The sequence below is a fragment of the Caballeronia sp. INDeC2 genome, assembly GCF_023631325.1.
GTDB lineage: Bacteria > Pseudomonadota > Gammaproteobacteria > Burkholderiales > Burkholderiaceae > Caballeronia.
The window spans coordinates 291050-310376 of the sequence record NZ_JALQDG010000021.1 but is presented as its reverse complement, the minus strand read 5'-3'; the positions used below and the strand labels follow the sequence as shown (position 1 = coordinate 310376).

12 protein-coding genes are annotated in these 19327 nt (G+C 60.9%); 9 read left to right on the top strand and 3 right to left on the bottom strand.

The genetic code is table 11. The features are described 5' to 3' along the window. The first annotated feature begins 31 nt into the window (after nt 1-31). From NCS28_RS14235 to brxL, 6 genes are all read left to right on the top strand, one after another. Complete coding sequence (locus NCS28_RS14235) at nt 32-3409, top strand: Eco57I restriction-modification methylase domain-containing protein (RefSeq protein WP_250514396.1); 3378 nt, start codon at nt 32-34, stop codon at nt 3407-3409. A gap of 2 nt (nt 3410-3411) precedes the next feature. Then, complete coding sequence (locus NCS28_RS14230; protein WP_250514395.1) at nt 3412-4530, top strand: hypothetical protein; 1119 nt, start codon at nt 3412-3414, stop codon at nt 4528-4530. Next, nucleotides 4527-5840, top strand: coding sequence for a hypothetical protein (locus NCS28_RS14225; protein WP_250514394.1), 1314 nt, complete (start codon nt 4527-4529; stop codon nt 5838-5840). Before NCS28_RS14230 ends, NCS28_RS14225 begins: the two co-directional genes overlap by 4 nt. Nucleotides 5841-5844: 4 nt before the next feature. Beyond that, on the top strand, nt 5845-7671 hold the full coding sequence (locus tag NCS28_RS14220; RefSeq protein WP_250514393.1) for an Hsp70 family protein: 1827 nt from the start codon (nt 5845-5847) through the stop codon (nt 7669-7671). Beyond that, nucleotides 7668-10004, top strand: coding sequence for a BREX-1 system phosphatase PglZ type B (pglZ, locus tag NCS28_RS14215; RefSeq protein WP_250514392.1), 2337 nt, complete (start codon nt 7668-7670; stop codon nt 10002-10004). Before NCS28_RS14220 ends, pglZ begins: the two co-directional genes overlap by 4 nt. Nucleotides 10005-10081: 77 nt before the next feature. Then, nucleotides 10082-12127 (top strand): protease Lon-related BREX system protein BrxL, encoded by a 2046-nt coding sequence (brxL, locus tag NCS28_RS14210; RefSeq protein WP_250514391.1) that lies wholly within the window; start codon nt 10082-10084, stop codon nt 12125-12127. A gap of 192 nt (nt 12128-12319) precedes the next feature. On the opposite strand, the gene gyrB is transcribed toward brxL, so the two are convergent. From gyrB to dnaA, 3 genes are all read right to left on the bottom strand, one after another. Further along, nucleotides 12320-14803 carry a DNA topoisomerase (ATP-hydrolyzing) subunit B gene (gene gyrB / locus NCS28_RS14205; RefSeq protein WP_250514390.1) on the bottom strand — a complete coding sequence of 828 codons (2484 nt, stop codon included), beginning with the start codon at nt 14801-14803 and terminating at the stop codon, nt 12320-12322. Between the two features lie 113 nt (nt 14804-14916). Next, nucleotides 14917-16020 (bottom strand): DNA polymerase III subunit beta, encoded by a 1104-nt coding sequence (gene dnaN, locus NCS28_RS14200; protein ID WP_250514389.1) that lies wholly within the window; start codon nt 16018-16020, stop codon nt 14917-14919. A 265-nt stretch (nt 16021-16285) separates the two neighbouring features. After that, nucleotides 16286-17860, bottom strand: a complete 1575-nt coding sequence (gene dnaA, locus NCS28_RS14195) for a chromosomal replication initiator protein DnaA (protein WP_250514388.1) — start codon at nt 17858-17860, stop codon at nt 16286-16288. Nucleotides 17861-18265: 405 nt separating this feature from the next. On the opposite strand from dnaA, the gene rpmH reads away from it, so the two are divergent. From rpmH to yidD, 3 genes are read left to right on the top strand one after another with little or no spacing between them, the layout of a single operon-like run. Then, nucleotides 18266-18400 (top strand): 50S ribosomal protein L34, encoded by a 135-nt coding sequence (gene rpmH, locus NCS28_RS14190; protein ID WP_004198824.1) that lies wholly within the window; start codon nt 18266-18268, stop codon nt 18398-18400. Nucleotides 18401-18423: 23 nt separating this feature from the next. Continuing rightward, nucleotides 18424-18948: a ribonuclease P protein component gene (rnpA, locus tag NCS28_RS14185; RefSeq protein WP_502801188.1), complete on the top strand. Its 525-nt coding sequence runs from the start codon at nt 18424-18426 to the stop codon at nt 18946-18948. 59 nt (nt 18949-19007) lie between these two features. After that, entirely contained in the window at nt 19008-19325 is a 318-nt protein-coding gene (gene yidD / locus NCS28_RS14180) for a membrane protein insertion efficiency factor YidD (RefSeq protein WP_250514432.1), read from the top strand. The last annotated feature ends 2 nt before the right edge of the window (nt 19326-19327 follow it).

The window sequence follows — 19327 nt, the reverse complement described above, 5'->3', positions numbered from 1 at the left end:
GACATAAAAGACATTAAAAGACATAAAGGCCATGCCGACACACAGCATCAATAACCAACCGCTGCCCAAGCCACTGCGCGCCCAATTGGAAAACACCATCAAGGCGGCTCGCGACGTGGCCGAGAAAGGCGCGGGTGCCGCGCTAGCCCAGATGGCGGTGGCGGAAGCCAAGGCTCCCGATTACCTGACCGACGAGTTTAAGGCTCTGCGCCGCCGCCTGCGTGCTCACGGCCGTGCGTTGGGTGATGTGAAGGCCAGTAATGACACGCAGGGTGTCCAACACCTAGTGTGGGAAGTGGCCTTTGAGCACTGGCATCGCATGCTGTTTGCACGTTTCCTAGCCGAGAATGGGCTGCTGTTATGGGAACCCGGTGCTGCTGTCTCCTTGGATGATTGCGAAGCGCTGGCGCAGGAGGCCGACCCAGCAATGAACCTGGGCGCCAAGACCAAGTGGGAATTGGCAGGCAAGTTGGCCGCTCGCATGTTGCCGCAGGTCTTCAAGCCACTTAGCCCGGTGTTCGGGTTAGCCTTCGCCCCCGAACACCAACGCGAGATGGAACGTCTGCTGGCCGCGTTATCCAATGAGGTTTTCAAGGCCAGTGACAGCTTGGGTTGGGTCTATCAGTTCTGGCAGGCGAAGCGCAAGGACGAGGTCAACGCCTCGGAAGTGAAGATTGGTGCCGACGAGTTGCCCGCCGTCACTCAACTCTTCACCGAACCGTATATGGTGGACTTCCTGCTTCACAACTCGCTGGGCGCTTGGTGGGTGACGCGCCACCCAGGCAAAGCCTGTCCTGTGCCGCTGACCTATCTGCGCACCTTGGGTGACGGTATGCCCGCCGCCGGCAACTTCGAAGGCTGGCCCGACCTCCTGCAAAATTTCAAGCTGCTCGACCCCTGCTGCGGCTCGGGCCACTTCCTCGTAGCAGCCTTCCTGATGCTGGTGCCCATGCGCATGGTTGCCGAGGACTTGGGCGCGAGCGAGGCAGTGGATGCCGTGCTGTCCGACAACCTTTACGGCCTTGAGCTGGACGCTCGCTGCGTGGAAATCGCTGTCTTTGCGCTGGCCCTCGCCGCTTGGCGCTTTCCGGACGAGAACGGTTATCCGCTGGGTGTGCGCGCCGAAATGCCGGTACCGCAGGTGGCCTGCTGCGGCTTGAAGGTGGCGGCTAAGGCCGAGGATTGGATGGCACTCGTGTCTGACGACGCGCCAAACGCCGAATATCTTCGGCAGGAGCTGCGCCTGCTGCACGCCAGCTTTGCCAAGGCACCGTTGCTAGGCAGCCTACTGGACCCGGCGCGAAGCCTGAAGAACGACTTGGCCACGTCGAGCTTCGACACCTTGCGCGAACTGCTCGAGAGTGCCTTGGCTACAGAACGCCCGGCCACGCTGTGGGGGCAGGCCAGCGAGCTGCAGGACGATACTTGGGACTTGGCCCTGACCGCTCGTGGCTTGCTGGATGCCGCCCGGCTGCTGGAAGCGCGTTATCACCTCGTTTTGACCAACGTGCCTTATCTGACGCGCGGAAAGCAGCAAGACACTCTGAAGGACTTCTGCGAAAGCCATTATCCCGAGGCAAAGAACGACCTGGCCAACGTGTTCTTGGAGCGATGTTTGGAACTCGCGCGCGAGCCTGAAGGCAGCACGGGCGCAGGTGTGGTGCAAATCGTGATGCCGCAGAACTGGCTGTTCCTTAGCAGCTATAGGAAACAGCGCGAATCGCTGCTTAAGCTCGCGCAGTGGAACCTGTTGGCTCGGCTGGGCTCTGGCGCCTTCGAAACCATCAGCGGAGAGGTAGTGCAGGCGATACTCCTCACCCAAAGCCACGCCCCGGTGGGAGACGGTTTTCGGATGCGCGGCGTTGATGCGAGTGCGCCTAGGTTGGCTCAGGAGAAGGCGGCGCTGCTGCGCGAAGGCGAGGTTGTGGAAGTAAGCCAGAAGGGGCAGTTCGGAAACCCTGAGGCTCGAGTCCTCCTTACTGAAACGAGTGAAGTCACGTTGCTTGAGCGGTACGCGCGGTCCTACCAAGGGATTAAGACCGGGGACGACGGACGCTTTCGTGCCAAGGTTTGGGAAGTGAGCCTAGACGGGAATAGCTGGATTCCGTTTCAAAGTCCGTCAAGAGGTGGTTTCGAATATGACGGTCTTGACAGCTGCCTCCGATGGGAGTCAGAGGGCGACGGACTTGCGCGACGCCAAGGACTGTCGGCGTGGGGCACGAAGGGCGTCGCTGTCGGCCAAATGGCAAGTCTTCCTGCCTCGCTTTATTTGGGTGCAGCCTTTGACAGCAACATGGGCCCCATAGTCCCGACTGACGCAAACCATCTATCTGCAATTTGGTGTTTCTGCGCGTCCGACGAGTACATGCAGGCTATTCGACGCATCGACAACAAGATGTCCGTCGCAAACGCGACGCTTACAAAGGTTCCGTTCGACCTTCTCCATTGGCAAGAAGTCGCATCCAAGCGCTACCCCTTCGGCCTACCGCAACCCTATTCTGACGCGCCCACCCAATGGCTGTTTCACGGTCACCCGCAGCCCTCCACTTACCCGCTGCAAGTGGCCGTCGCCCGTCTGGCGGGCTATCGCTGGCCAGCGGAATCTGACGCATCGATGGAGCTGGCCGACGAGGCCCGCACCTGGATTGCCCGCTGCGAGCAGTTGGCTGAGCACGTCGACGACGACGGCATCATTTGCCTACCCACCGTGCGCGGCGAACCGCCCGCACATGAGCGCATGCTGAAGCTGCTGATTTCCGCCTGGGAGACCGTGAAGCCCGGCAGCTGGAAGCCAGCCATACTCGACAAACTACTGGCCGATGCCGACTGTGTCGGCAAGGGGCTAGATGTCTGGCTACGCGACAAGTTCTTCGAGCAGCACGTTAAGTGCTTCCAGCACCGCCCCTTCATCTGGCACGTCTGGGACGGCCTGAAGGACGGTTTTGCCGCACTGGTGAACTACCACACCCTTGACGCGAAAAACCTCGAGCGCCTCATTCACACTTACCTGGGCGATTGGATTCGCCAGCAAGAGGCCGGCGTACGCGAGGGTGTCGATGGTGCCCAAACGCGCCTGGAGTACGCACGAAACCTGAAGCAGCGCTTGGAGCTTATCCTCGAAGGCGAGGCACCATACGACATTTTCGTGCGATGGAAGTCGCTGGCTGAACAGCCCATCGGCTGGAACCCCGACCTCAACGACGGCGTGCGCCTGAACATCCGTCCATTCATGACCGCCGAGGTCCTACGCCACAATAAGAAGCCCAAACTCAACATCAACTGGGACAAGGACCGCGGGAAGGACGTGGAAAGCGCACCATGGTACCAAGTGTTCAAGGGTGAGCGCGTCAATGACCATCATTTGTCGGTGGCCGAGAAGCGCAAAGCGCGAGCCAAGTCGGGGGATTGACCATGGGCTTCTGGCACACTGGGTATATCGAGTTTCATCAGCCCGTAGGACTGGACGAATTCGTCTATCAACCCCCGCCGCCTGCTCGTTACGTCTGCGAGCAATGTGCGCAGCACTTCGCGAACCTGGAGGCACTGCGCCGCCACCGGTTTGAGCAACATCCACTGAGGCAGCCCTCGCTCCTTGTGCGTGGTCGCGCCGTAGGCCAGTTGCCCCTGAAAGTGATGACGCCGCTGCAGCCCGCGGATGTCGTTGTTGAGGACGTCACGCACAGCCGGGTCAACGGGAAAGCCGTAGCGCCAGCCTCGTTGGGCACATACTTGGCGATGATGACCCAAGAGTTCGTCGACATCGAGCTAGGCAATGAGGGCGCCGACTCACGTTGCGTGCTCGACTTTCGCATCGCGGACGAAGCCCACCTGGTCGGCGTCGAAAGTTCCTTCCTGCGAATGGCGCGTGACCATGTACTAACAATCGACGCGGTGGCACGCTTCATCCAGGACTGCCGTAGCTTTGCCAGCGCCCTGCCCTATTGCGATGGTGTTTGTCAGTATCTTTACGGGGTGATGGCCAAGGAACGGGCTCCGGACAGTGGCTTGCGCCCGGACCAATATACCGAGAAATTCTTGCAATCGACGGACCTCCTGTCAGGATTCGACCGCCCTCTGGCGAGGAGTGTGCGGGCGCTGGTGGCTTTTCATTTCAACCAGTTCCACGACGCTGAGTTGTTGTCGCCTGAAGGCCCATTGCGGCACGCTTCCGGTGCGTTTGCCGGTCTGCTGCAAGGTGTGCCGTGGCACTTCGAGACGGCGTTTGCCCCCTCGCCCGTTGGTACGATTGAGCACCTCCTGACGGACCAGGACACGCTGCAAGTGTTGGCAGATGCTGGCCGTGGTTTGGGCGCTTTGAAGATGGTCGCCGATGAATTGCAAGTCCGCCTGCGCCGCGCCCCCGCGGGCTACGACCGCCTCAAACGCGCGTTGTTGGCCGTCGAAGTGCTGGCTGCCCGTGACGATGCGGCGTCGCATGGTCAGGCACGCAAACTGGCTCGAGAGTGGGTTGGTACCGCCGACACCAGCGTGTGGGCCCAGACAATGCTCGAGAGACTAGGAACACCATGAACACCGACCACAAACGACAGGTCCCGATTATCAACGCCAAGACTGGTGAGGTGAGGCTTTCCGAGCCGGTGCCAGTGCGTGCGCCTCGCGCAACGGACGAAATGTCAGCACAGCCAGCTTCCGTGACGAGCGCGGCTCCGATGCCTTCAACGGACCTGGCATCAACAGTCTCGGAAAGCACCTCGGGTACGGGACTGCTGGACGCGGTGACTCAGCCCTCCACGACTGCACCGGCTACCTCCAGAGGAGAAGCCGAGACCTCCGAGCCGGATGCGAAAGGAAGCGGACCGGCTAAAGTCAAGCCAGACATCGAAACGCTCGAGCAATTCATCGCACATGTCTACGCCCGAAAGGGTCAGCGTGTGGCGCTGAAACCGAAGGTCACACGTATCATCGCTGGAAGCCCGCGCCTGGACGAGGCTGCCGCTGCACGTCTGATGGTATTAGCCGACGCAGATGTTCTCTTATCGGTGCCGCGTCAGTTGCTGCTATTGAGCCGTGAAGTGGAGGGCTTCCCTGCCTTGCGCGGGGCGCTCGCCTCATTCGTCAAGGAAGTGATGCTGCGGCACGCAGCTTTCGCTACCCCTGATGTCCAAGATGCGGTGTGCAACCTGCCCGAAGGACCTTCAATGGGCGATGCAATGGCCACGTTGGCTCGGTTCGAGCCGAAGAATATTGAAGGAAAACGCGAGCTCAAGCCCGCAGACCTACAGGTGCTTCGGCGAAATTCCGTGAACCTTCTGGCGACTTGGTTTGCATGCAATCGGGGGGTGAACCTAGAGGAGTTGGCATCGCTGCTCCTGCACGCGCTCTGGGCTCCCGCCGCGCGCGAGTTGGCCGATGACAATGCTCGTCTGCGTGCGCTCACTGAGGTAGAACAGTCCGCCGGCGTTGGTCTGGTTTGCCAACGCTTCCGTCAACGCGCTTCCGAGGCGCATGCGGCACAGGAGGTTGCCGAGCGCGACACGGGTACGCTGCGCTCTCAAGTATCACAACTTGAGGAGCAATTGGAGCAAGCTACCTTGGCGCTTGATGCACGTATAGCTGAGCTGGCGGCTCTGCGCGCCAGCACCGCCGATGAGCTGGCTCAACAGGGTCAGGCGCAGGAGGCCGAACGCATGCACCTTCGGCATGAATTGGAGCGACTACGGGGAAGGCTCGTGCGGCGGCTCGACAATAGCATCGAGATGCTTGAAGTAGGTCTGACGGCGCTACGTAACAAGACGCCGCGCATCGAGGTCATGCTTGAGCGCGCCGAGCACGTGGTTGACGCCCTGCGTGCCGAGAAAAGCAACCTAAAGGGGGAGTAAGAGGATGGCTGGCAACGATTTGGTCCTTGGTTTCGATTTCGGGACGACAAATAGCTTGGCGTCGGCCGTCGTCGGCGACGCGGTCATTACTTTTCTGGACAATGAGCAGCCGACCCCCTCGGTTGTGAGCTTCGAGGGCGGCAAGGTGGAGGTCGGGCGGAAGGCTCGGGACAAACTTACGAGCGCAGGTCTGGGCGTCCAGGGCAGTACGGTTCGCTCCCCCAAGACGCTGCTTGGGCGCGATGAACTTATCATCGACGGCGTCCGGCGGGACCCTGTGCAGATTGTCGAGTACGTGCTCGACCATGTCCGTCGCTTCGTTTTGCAGACTGACGCTGGCCATCACCTCAAGATGGACCGTGTCGTTGCGACTATCCCGGTCAATATGGAAGGCCGACGGCGTGCGCTGCTTCGTCAGGCATTCAGGCAGGCTGGTATGAGTGTGGTGCAGTTCGTTCACGAGCCACTGGCAGCCCTGTATGGCTACCTCCGCTCCTCGGAAGGCACCCAGGGCCTGATTAAGCGTTATAACGGAAAGCTGCTGCTGGTCTTCGACTGGGGAGGCGGTACGCTGGACCTAACGCTGTGCCGCGTGCTCGACGGGTTGCTGGTGCAAGTGGCCAACGACGGTACCGATGAGGTCGGTGGCGACGTGTTCGATGAAGAGCTTAGCAACGAAGTGGAGCGGCGTTCGCGGGCAGCGCAAGTTTTAGCAGACGATGTTGAGGTGCTGCCCGAGGCGCGCAAGCGCCTGCTGCACCAGTGCGAGGAGGCCAAGATTCAACTGAGCGGCCGAAATACCTGGACCGTCTACGTCGACCCGTACTATCAAAGCGACGAACAGGCCGTCCTAGAGGTGACGCTATCGCGCGACGACCTTCAGGACATCGTGGGACACTTGGTACGTAAGGGGGTGTCCCGAATCGAGCGACTGCTGGAGCGCGAAGGCTATTCATCGGCGTCGGTCGAACTCTGCCTGGCCACGGGCGGCATGGTGAACATGCCGCTGGTGAAAAACCGTCTCGACGAGCTGTTCGGGCCAGGCCGAGTCCATGTCTCGCGTAAAAGCGCTTCTGCCATCGCCGACGGAGCCGCATGGGTAGCCCATGACCAGGCGCGTCTGCATTTGGCCAAGAACGTGGAGCTCACGCTGGCGCGCAATTCCTACTTGCCGCTGCTCCAGGCCGGCCTGGAAATGCCGCTGGAGCGGGAACAGCGAAGCGAACGTTTCTCGCTGTACTGCGTTGACCCGAGCGATGGATTCGGAAAGTTCAATCTGGTTAGCCCGCACCGGCCAGGGCCTCGTGTGCTGCCTGATGACAGGCGTCGTCCGCTGTGCAACATGTTGCTGAAGGTGGATGCTAATGCTCGTCCGTTCAGGGAGCGACTCGAACTTGACATCAGCATCGACGAGAACCTCGTGCTGAAGATTCAAGCGTGGTCCATGAATCAGAAGGGGCGCGCCGAGAATGAGGTGCATGACCTCGAATTTGCGCTCGCCACTCCCTGCCTCAATGCAGGATGGGTGCGCTCGGGCTTGTTAGATTCCGAAGTCAACGCAGGTGCCCCTACCGAACCCGGCGACCTCATGGTGCGCTCGAATTTGGGAGCGCGGGAAGATAACGGCCTCGTGCCGGGTGAGGTGATGGCTCGGGTGAACCCGAGTTACTTCTGGACCCATACGGGCACCCGCCCACCGCAGATTCAGGTGGAAGAGCGCCTTTACTATGAGCCGTGCGCGGTCTGTAAGCGGGCTTCGAACGACCCCTTGTGTCGTTGCGCGACGTCCGCGTTGCAGTTCACTGAACCCCATGCGAGGCCGGCAGTATGAGTGACACAGTTTTGAGTCGCTTGGCCAACGCGCTGGGCAAAGCAGCGGCAGGCAACAGCCACGCGGCGGCCCCTACGACAGTCGTGCTGTGGCCGGACAAGGAACGGCTATGGGAGTCGGTCCTTGAGCGCGCCATGACGGTGATGCCCGAGTTGGTGGTACTGGGCTCCTACGAACCCGAGCGACGCTGTGGCCCCGCCATATGGTTGAAATGCGTGGTTGCTCGTACGCTGAGCATTGTGCCAGCTGGCGCGGTGCCAGTGATTTATCTACCGGGCGTCAGTCGTGCAGACCTGCGCGCTATCGAAAGTTGTTCGCGCGACCTGCAACCCTTGGCGGAACTTCAGTATCGTGGTGCATATTGGAGCCAGGCGAATGCAAAGGACTGGACTCCGAGCGCCTTTCTGGCATCGAAGAACGGTGGTTTGGGTCTGGACGTGGCGCAAGACAAGGCCACGCAAGAAGCCCTTGGCCAGGCTTTGAAGGCCGGGGTGTTACTGGACCGAAGCGTGGACGGGCTTAACGAGCGGCAAATTAACGCCGAGTGGCTTTATAGCCTGTTGGCGCCCAATCCCACACGTGACCTGCTGGTCTGGCTGAACGACCCCGACAGCGCCCGGAGTCAGTGGAAAGGTGTTCGTTGGGACGTGTTTGCGAAGCGGTGTAAGTCGGACTTTGGAGTCGACCCCGTCTCCGCCGGAACGCTTGTGGCGGCCGAGCTGTTGGCCAAAGCCGAGGGAAAATGGACTGCGGTCGCCGAGCTCTACAGAGACTCGTACACCAGCTTTCCAAACATTTTCAAACTGCTTGTTACGGCACAGCCCCCACAGATGGGACTGTTTCCTGACGTTGGTAAATTGGCCGGTTACCCGCTGGCGAATGAACAGAGTGAGTCCGCGCTGCGAATTGCCCTGTTGGCCTGCGCTCCCATGGATGCGCACGAAGCGCGCACCGCGATTCTCGATGCCGAGAAGGAACATGGCATCCGCCGCAGCTGGCTATGGAACCGTATGGGTCGCGCACCGCTTGCGGCAGCGCTGGCGCATCTGTCCAAAGTTGCTGAGCTTAGCGTGACTGTTCCCATCGGCCAAAAGCCTGCCGAGCTCGCAGCGAGCTATCAGCAGTCGGCCTGGCAGGTTGACGATGCTGCGCTGCTTGCGCTGGGCGCCGTGCAGTTAAAGTCTGATGTGGACGCAGTCTCGGCTGCCCTTCGCGCCGTCTACCTGCCTTGGGTGGAGGAAGCGGCCAGGCGGCTGCAGGAGGCCATCAAGGTCACTGGTGGGCTGGCGCCTTTGTCTGCGGAGTCAGTCGGGGAGCAAAGCGCCGGCACCTGCACGCTGTTCGTCGATGGCTTGCGCTTCGATGTGGCGGTTCGCCTGCGCGAGCGTCTGTCAGGGCTCGGCGAGATGAGACTTTCTACCCGTTGGACCAGCCTGCCGTCGGTGACCGCTTCCGGCAAGGCCTGGTGTTCGCCCGTTGCAGACCAGGTGTCAGGCACAGCTGACGATGTGGAGTTCGAGCCCCGCATAGCCAAAGACGGGAAACCGCTGTCGGGCCACAATTTCCGCAAGCTGCTGGCCGAGCACGGCGTACAGCCTTTGGATAAGCACGAAACCGGAGACCCGCAGGGCCGCGCGTGGACCGAGGCGGGCGACCTAGACCACTACGGCCACGAACACGGCGTGCGGCTGGCGCGAGACCTAGAGACTCAGTTGGACCATGTGGTGGAGCGGGTTTCCGAGCTGTGCCAAGCCGGCTGGAAGCGTGTGCGCATCGTGACCGACCACGGTTGGTTGCTGCTTCCCGGCGGCTTGCCAAAGACCGAACTGCCCAAGCACCGGGCGGAGACCCGCTGGGGCCGCTGCGCGGTACTGAAGGACACCGCCCATGGCACCTCGCTGACGTTCGGCTGGGATTGGTGCAAGGACGTCCAAGTAGCCTACGCTCCGGGGGTAACATCTTTCAAAGCGGGGGACGAGTACGCCCATGGTGGCATCAGTCTCCAGGAATGCCTAGTGCCAATACTCGAACTCAAGGCAACGGGCGCGGCCATGACCACGACCGTACTGGCGGTTACCATCAAAGCCGTCACCTGGAAAGGCCTGAGATGCGTCGTCGAAGTGGATAGCGCTTCCCCGGGGTTGAAAGTCGATATTCGCACCAAGCCCGCGCTGGCATCCACGTCGTTGGCGGCAAGTCCAAAGCCAGTGGATGGCACCAAGGCTAACGTAGCCGTTGCCGACGACGGCCAAATGGGCTCTGCTGCCGTGGTGGTGGTCCTTAGTCCAACTGGCGACGTGCTGCAGAAGCAGGCGACGACGGTCGGGGGATGATGGCTTGAGGCGTTGCCACTAGGAAAACACAACGTAGGATTCGGGTTACCACGAAGGCACAAGGATAGGTAGAAAAGATGCAACTCGATGACTTGGACAAAAAAGCTACGACGGCCTTCGAGGGTTATGTAGTGCGGAAGGACCTTGTGCGCACGTTTAGTCGCCAGTTTCCTGTGCCAACCTATGTTGTCGAGTTTTTGCTGGGCCGCTACTGCGCGACAACAGACGAGGCCGAAATTCAGGAGGGCCTCGACATTGTCCAGCGTCAGTTGGCCTCCCGCACGGTCAAGGCAGGCGAAGAGGAGCTGTTCAAGGCACGGGCCCGTGAGTCGGGTTCCGTGAAAATCATCGACATAATTACTGCGCGCCTGGATGCGAAGACCGACTCCTACATCGCCACACTTCCGAGCTTGCGCCTCACGGATGTCCGGTTGACGCCAGAGATGGTCAAGGACAACGAACGCATGTTGACTGGCGGCTTTTACGCCGAGGTCACACTTGGCTACGACGCGTCGATTGCGCAGGAGAAAGGCGGCAGGCCCTTTGGCGTCGACGCGCTGCGTGCCATCCAGCTGTCCAAGCGCGAGGTGCTGGACGTGCTGGCCAAGGGACGCGAGAGCTTTTCGACCCCCGAGTGGCGCGACCTGCTGCTTCGCAGCGTGGGCTTTGAGCCGGAGACTTTGCCCGAGCGCGCGAAGGATGCGCTGCTGCTCCGCATGGTGCCTTTCGTCGAGCGCAACTACAACCTCGTTGAGTTGGGTCCGCGTGGCACCGGCAAGTCGCACCTGTTCCAGCAGGTCTCGCCCTACGCGCACCTGATTTCCGGTGGCAAGGCTACCGTGGCGCGCATGTTCGTCAACAACGCCAACGGGCAGCGTGGCCTGGTGTGCCAGTACGACGTGGTTTGCTTCGACGAGGTGTCTGGCGTTTCCTTCGACCAGAAGGACGGCGTGAACATCATGAAGGGCTACATGGAGAGCGGTGAGTTCTCTCGCGGCAAGGAAAGCATCCGTGCCGACGGCTCCATTGTGCTGGTGGGTAACTTCGATGTGGACGTCGAGCACCAGCAACGTATCGGCCACCTTTTTGGCCCGCTGCCCCCGGAGATGCGCGACGACACGGCCTTTATGGACCGCATTCACTGCTTCCTGCCAGGCTGGGACGTGCCCAAGCTGAACCCGAGCCTGTTCACCGAACACTTCGGCTTGGTGAGTGACTTCCTCTCCGAGTGTTTCACCCAGTTACGCAACCAGAGCCGTGTCTCGACGCTGCAGGGTCGAGTCTATTGGGGGGGCGCCTTATCCGGCCGCGACCTGAATGGCGTCAACAAGACTGTCAGCGGTCTGCTCAAGCTGCTCTACCCGAACGCTGAAACGCCGGTGAGTGATGAAGACCTGGAGTGGGCGGTACGACTGGCCCTGGAGGTGCGACGCCGCGTGAAGGAGCAGCAGAAGCGCATTGGCGCGGCCGAGTTCCGCAACACGCATTTCAGCTACACCATGGGCGCGGAAGGTGTCGAAAAGTTTGTGAGCACGCCCGAACTTCAAAGTCAGGGCGGCATTGGCGATGAGCCGCTGGAGTGCGGGCAGATTTGGACACTCAGTCCCGGCGGACAGGACGAGCACCCAGGGCTGTTTCGGCTAGAAGCCACTGAGGGACCGGGCAGCGGCGTGAGGGTGCTTAATAATCCGGTGCCCGGTGCCTTCAAGGAATCAATTCGCTGCGCCGAGCAGAATCTCTATGCGAGGGCGCAGCAACTGGTGGGGGACCGAGACCCGCGGTCGCACGAATTTTCTGTGCAGCTACGAGGGTTCGATGCCGCCAAGTCCGGGGCCAAGACCAGCGTGGCCGCACTCATCGCGCTGGCTAGCGCACTGTTGAAGAAGTCGGTTCGCGGTGGTCTGGTAGTGGTGGGCGAAGTGACCTTGGGCGGCACCGTCGAACCCATCCACAACGCAGTTATCCTAGCGGAGATAGCCGTGGAGAAAGGTGCTAAGTCGTTGCTCTTACCAGTATCGTGCCGGCGCCAATTGTTTGACCTGTCGGACGAGATGGCAACCAAGTTGGACGTTGAGTTTTATCAGGACGGACGGGACGCGTTGTTGAAGGCGCTTGCCGAATAACGGCCTCACCCGCAATAAATGTCACCCCTATAGAGAAAATGGCCTGTAAGTATCTCGACTTACAGACCCAGCGGACTCTGTTCTGAGCCATCTATGCCACCAAATATCAATGGCTATTGAAAAGCGAAATCCATAAATTTCTCAGTTTATGCGTCCGCTTTTCTCAGGTTATGAGGCTATCTACACACCGCCTCAAACATCGATATTGCCCGCCCGCAGCGCATTGCTCTCGATAAACGCTCTCCGCGGCTCCACGTCATCGCCCATGAGCGTAGTGAAGATGCCGTCGGCAGCAATCGCGTCCTCGATCTGCACGCGCAACAAACGCCGCACGTTCGGATCCATCGTCGTTTCCCAGAGCTGCTCGGGATTCATCTCACCCAAGCCCTTATATCGCTGCTTGCTGACATTGCGTTCCGCATCGGCGATCAGCCACTTCATCGCGGTCTTGAAATCGGTCACGGCCATCGACCGTTCACCGCGCTTGATCAGTGCGCCCTCGCCGATCAATCCCTTGAACGTGTCCGCCGTCGACACGAGCTGCTTGTAATCCGCCGTCAGCTGAAGGTCTTCGTCGAGCACCGTAACCTTCACGTTGCCGTGATGACGCCGCTTCACATGCAGCGAACGCAACTCGCGCACTTGATCGTACGCGGGCTCGACGCTCACTTCAGGCTTCAGCGGATCGGCACGCAGCCGCTCTTCCAGACGCTTCGCCGACGCTTCCGCCGCTTCCTGCGACGAAAGATCGATGACGACGCCATCCATCACCGCTTCCAGCGCAGCAGCGTCGTAAATCCGGCTCAAACGATCGACGACAGCCTGCGCGAGCAAATACGCACGCGCGAGCTCACCCAAGGCATCGCCGGAAATGGGATCGGCGCCCTCGCTCGGAACGAGTTCGGATCCCTGGAGCGCCAGCTTCAACATATGCTGATTGAGCTCGTGCGCGTCCTTCATATACCGCTCGTCCTTGCCTGCCTTGATCTTGTAAAGCGGCGGCTGCGCGATATAGATGAACCCGCGCTCGACGATCTCCGGCATCTGCCGATAGAAGAACGTCAGCAGCAGCGTGCGGATGTGTGCGCCGTCGACATCCGCGTCGGTCATGATGATGATGCGGTGATAGCGCAGCTTGTCGAGGTTGTAATCGTCCTTGCCGATGCCGCACCCGAGCGCCGTCACCAGCGTGACGATCTGCTCGGACGAAATTAGCTTGTCGAAGCGTGCCTTCTCGACGTTCAGCACCTTCCCGCGCAACGGCAAAATGGCCTGGAACTTACGGTCACGCCCTTGCTTGGCCGACCCGCCCGCCGAGTCGCCCTCTACGATATAAATCTCCGACTTCGCCGGATCCTTCTCCTGGCAATCCGCGAGCTTGCCCGGCAAACCGATGCCGTCGAGCACGCCCTTTCGACGCGTCATCTCACGCGCCTTGCGCGCCGCATCGCGAGCACGCGCCGCATCGACGATCTTGCCCGTGATGATCTTCGCGTCGCTCGGCGTTTCCTGCAGATAGTCCTCGAGCGCCTTCGCAACGACTTCCTCGACCGGCGCGCGCACTTCCGACGACACCAGCTTGTCCTTCGTCTGCGAGCTGAACTTCGGCTCCGGCACCTTCACCGACAGCACGCACGAGAGACCCTCGCGCATATCGTCGCCGGTCGTTTCGACCTTCGCCTTCTTCGCGATATCGTTATCGACGATGTACTTGTTGATGACACGCGTCATCGCCGCGCGCAGTCCGGTCAAATGCGTGCCGCCGTCGCGCTGCGGAATGTTGTTCGTGAAGCACAGCACGCTCTCGTTGAAGCTGTCGTTCCACTGCATCGCCACTTCGACGGTCACGTTCTCGCGCTCGCCAACCGCGTGGAACACGGTCGGATGCAGCACCTGCTTCGCCTTGTTGATGTACTCGACGAAACCCTTCACGCCGCCCGCGAATGCGAAATCGTCTTCCTTGCCGGTGCGCTGATCCGTCAAACGGATACGCACGCCGTTGTTCAGGAACGAGAGTTCGCGCATGCGCTTCGCGAGAATGTCGTAGTGAAATTCGACATTGCCGAAAATCGTCGCGTCTGCGAGGAAGTGCACTTCGGTGCCGCGATTTTCCGTATCGCCGACGACAGGCATCGGCGAATACTGCACGCCGTCCTCTTCGACGATCTCGCGGTTCTGCACCACGCCGCGCGCGAATTCCATGAAGTGCTTCTTGCCGTCGCGGCGCACCGTGAGGCGCAGCCATTCCGACAGCGCATTCACGCACGACACGCCCACGCCGTGCAGGCCGCCCGACACCTTGTAGCTGTTCTGGTCGAACTTGCCGCCCGCATGCAGCTCGGTCATCACGATTTCGGCGGCGCTGCGCTTCGGATCGTGCTTGTCGTCGCGCTTCAGTCCGGTCGGCACGCCGCGGCCGTTGTCGGTCACGGAAATGGAGTTGTCCGCGTGAATGACGACGTGAATGTCGTCGCAATAGCCGGCGAGCGCTTCGTCGATGGAGTTGTCCAGCACTTCGAAAACGAGGTGATGCAAACCGGTGCCATCCGACGTATCGCCGATGTACATGCCCGGGCGCTTGCGCACCGCCTCCAGACCTTCGAGGATCTGAATGGACGATGCACCGTAGCTGTTGTCAGGCTTGTTGTCGGGCTGCGAATTTGTGTTTTCAGTCATGGAAATTTTCCGGTTCTGCGTCACTGCCTGGGTTACTGCTCGAACTTTTCAAATCACCTTAAAAACGCCAAAGGGGCGCGCCGCCCCTTGGAGTGTTCTCGGTATTGCGTGCGTCAGATACGCATCGGCATCACCACGTACTTGAATTCCTCGTTTTCGGGAATCGTGATGAGCGCGCTGGAATTGGCATCGCCGAGGCTCACTTTGAGCGTGTCGATCTTCAGATTCGCGAGCACATCGAGCAGATACGTGACGTTGAATCCGATATCGACGGTGTCGCCCTGATATGCGATCTCCAGTTCTTCCTGCGCCTCTTCCTGGTCGGCGTTGGTCGACATGATCTTGAGCTGGCCCGGCTCGACCAGGCAACGCACACCCTTGAACTTGTCGGAAGTCAGAATGGCCGCGCGCTGCAGCGAACGCTGTAATTCTTCGCGGCCGATTTCGAACGTGTTCTTGTGCGACTTCGGAATCACGCGCTGGAAGTCGGGGAACTTGCCCTCGACCAACTTCGACACGAGTTCCACCTGGCCGAAGCTGAACTTCACCTGCGTCGCGGCGATGTCGATCTTCAAGGGATCGTCGATGTCTTCGAGCAGGCGCTGGAGCTCGAGAATCGTCTTGCGCGGAATGATCACTTCCTGGCGCGCGAACGAGCCTTCGATCTTCATCGACGAAAACGCGAGACGGTGGCCGTCGGTCGCGACCGCCATCAGCTGGTCGCCATCCACCACGAGCAGCATGCCGTTCAGGTAGTAGCGGATGTCCTGCTGGGCCATCGCGAAATAGACCATGCCGAGCAACTGGCGGAAAGTCTTCTGGGGAACCGAAAGGCTCGCGCCGAAGTCAGTAGCCTGGTTGACGGTAGGAAATTCGTCGGCGGCGAGCGTCTGCAATGCGAAGCGGCTTTTGCCGGAACGCACCGTGAGGCGCTTGTCTGAGAGATCGAGCACCACTTCGCCCGAAGGCATCGCGCGCAGAATGTCGAGCAGCTTGCGCGCGGCGACGGTGGTGGCAACCTGGTCGCTGCCGACGCCGAAATCGGCGCGCGTCGTGATCTGGAGTTCGAGGTCGGTCGAGAGGAACGACACATCGGCGCCGTTCTTGGTAATGAGCAAATTCGCGAGGATCGGCAACGTATGGCGGCGTTCTACGATTCCGCTCACGGTTTGCAGCGGCCTTAGAAGATTATCTCGTTCGGTCTTGACCAGTTGCATAGAGTTCCTTCGTTGATGTGACGGCCTGTCCGCGGATTTCGCCACCAGATTTGCCCAACGGACAACCTCGTAACACGCGTTGCCGGCCCCCCGCCGGTCACTCGCGAAAACTGCGCTCGAAAGCCGCCCAGGCCACGGACGGCTAAACCTATATTGTGCCTCAAAACGGAACCGCCCCCTAAAAATGGGGGCGTTTTCATCAAAAAACAGGCGCTCGAACGCAATAAATGACGCGTGCGTTCGCAGCAAAGCGTCCGCCGGCTCCTTAGCCCTTGAGCGTCTGTTCGAGCACGTGCAGTTCGTGGTTCAACTGGGCATCGGTGCCGCGCTCGGCCGCGATCTTGCGCACCGCGTGCAGCACGGTCGTGTGGTCGCGTCCGCCGAACAGTTCGCCGATCTCGGGCAGGCTCTTCTGCGTCAGCTCCTTCGCCAGATACATCGCGATCTGGCGCGGGCGCGCAATGTTCGCCGGCCGCTTTTTCGAGTACATGTCGGCGACCTTGATGTTGTAGAAGTCGGCCACCGTCTTCTGGATGTTCTCCACCGAGATCTGCCGGTTCTGCACCGTCAACAGGTCTTTGAGCGCTTCCTTGGTCAGCTCGATCGTGATGTCGCGGCCATGAAACTTCGAGTACGCGAGAATCTTGCGCAACGCGCCTTCGAGCTCGCGCACGTTCGAGCGCAGATGTTTCGCGACGAAAAACGCAACGTCCTCCGAAAGACTCACGCCTTCGGACTGCGCCTTCCTCATCAGAATCGCGACGCGCATTTCCAGCTCGGGCGGCTCGATTGCGACCGTCAAGCCGGAGTCGAAGCGCGAGATCAGGCGATCGTCGATTCCGGAAATTTCCTTCGGATACGTATCGCTCGTGATGATGACCTGCGCCTTGTTCGCGACGAGCGCCTCGAACGCGTAGAAAAACTCTTCCTGCGTGCGCGACTTGCCGGAGAAAAACTGAATATCGTCGATGAGCAGCAAATCGAGCGAATGGTAGTAGCGCTTGAAGTCGTCGAACGCCTTGCGCTGATACGCCTTCACCACATCCGATACATACTGCTCCGCGTGGATATAGCGGATGCGTGCGCCCGCCTTGTCCATCAGCAACTGATTGCCGATAGCGTGAATCAGGTGCGTCTTGCCGAGGCCCACGCCGCCGTACAGGAAGAGCGGGTTGTACGAGATGCCGGGATTGTCGGCGACCTGGATGGCGGCCGCGCGAGCGAGCTGGTTCGCCTTACCGGTGACGAAGTTGTCGAACGTTAGCACCGGGTTGAGTTTGGAACGCTCGTAGGCGGAATCGGTTTCACCGCCCGCCGACGGAGCGCCGCCCGGGCGCCACGTGCGCCGGCCGGCGGCGGCTTCGTTGGCGTCGAGGCTCGGGAGATCGAGATCGGCCCGGTCGTCCTGCGTGGCTTGGGCCTGCTGCGCCGCTTCGGCTGCGAGCGCGTTGATGTGCGCGGTGGCGTTCGCGTGCGCAACGACGGACGGCGCCTGCGGCACGGCCGCCGACGGCGCGCGCGGCGCGACGGGCGCGCTCGCGGTCGGGCGCGGCGCGGCGGTGAGGCCGCCGCCGATCGCGTTGCGTGCGGTCGCTTTGGGATCGAGCACGAATTGAACATCGATAGGCGCGCTGAAGAAGTCGCGCGCCACATCGGCGATGCGGCCCGAGAACTGGCTCTTTACCCAGTCGAGCTTGAAGCGGTTGGGAGCGGCGATGCGCAGGGTGTTCGCGTCGGCATCGAAGTCGACCGGGGTCAGCGGCTTGATCCACGTGACGTACTGCTGCGGCGTGAGTTCGCGCGCAAGCAGTGCGGAACAGTGTTCCCAGAAATCGTTCATCGGGTGCGGTCGTTATGGTTGCTCCGCACCTGCGAGGCCGTGCTTGCCGAACGTTCGGACAAGTCCCGGCACGGCCGAGCAAGCATGCTCCGGAGGCTTACGCCGCAAGGGTTTGCGGGCGAACGGCGGGCCGAAGCAGCGGGCGGATATTTGGGAGTAAGGCGAGATTCTAACGCCAAACGAGGGCGGCGCGCGAGTTATCCACAGGGTCAAATCAGCACGTCGAGGAGGCCGGAAAACTGCCGGATTACGCGTTCGCTGGCGCTAAACTATTGACGGTCAATAGGAAAACGGTTTAAATAGCGGGTTCCGCGAAAACAGAATTCCTGAACCTCCGGCCATCGCGCTTGCAGTGACCACACTGGAGCCAAGCCCGCGCGGTCAATCAACTCAAGTGAGAGCACCATGAAACGTACTTACCAACCTTCCGTGACGCGCCGCAAGCGCACCCATGGCTTCCGCGTTCGCATGAAGACCGCTGGCGGCCGCAAGGTCATCAACGCTCGCCGTGCGAAAGGCCGCAAGCGCCTGGCAATCTAAGTCTGCCGAGTGCCCGCTCGCGGTTGGATCTTGCACTCGACGGCGAGCCGCTCACGCGCCGCACAGAAGTCTTGAGACAGGACATCGTTCAGTTGCCGGCGCAGGCCGCGTTCCCCAAGGCCGCAAGGCTGCTGAAAACGGATGAGTTCTCATCCGTTTTTCGTTTGCGGCCCTGGCGGCGTTCGCCGCACTTCGTTCTGTACGGGAAGCCGTCCGGGAATGAAGCGCGGCTCGGGCTGGTGATCGGCAAAAAGCAGGCGCCGCGCGCCGTCACACGCAATCTGATCAAACGGCTTGCGCGCGACATGTTCCGGCTGCGGCGCGCGCAGTTGAACGGATTCGATATCCTCGTGCGGCTGCACGCGAAGATCGACCGCAAGGCAATGCCGAGCGCGAGTTCGCCGCCGCTCAGGGCGCTCATCGGCAGCGAGCTGGAAACATTGTTCGACCGTGCCGTGCGCGAAGCCGCGCGCCGCAGGGCCGAAACCGTGGCGGCGCCGCCCGAGGCGCCCGCCGTCGACGAATCATCCGGCCCGTCAGGGTCATGAAGCGCGGTTGCGCCAGAGTCCTCCCTTTTACGGCGGCTTCGGTGTACGGCGCGAAGACTATGCAAACGGCACTCATCGCGTTGTTGCGCTTCTACAAGGTTGCTGTGAGCCCGCTGCTCGGCAACCGGTGCCGTTTTTATCCTTCCTGTTCCGACTACGCGCGCGAGGCAATCCAGTATCATGGCGCCGCGCATGGCACGTATCTCGCCGTGAAACGGCTGTGCCGCTGCCATCCTCTTTCGGCGGGCGGCGTCGATCTCGTGCCGCCTCCCCGCGGACACGTCGCCTCTGACGACGCGTCCGAATCGCGCCCGGACTCGGGGCAAGACAAGCTTTCAACACTAAACGGCGCTGAAGCGCTTTCCGATCGACACTGAGA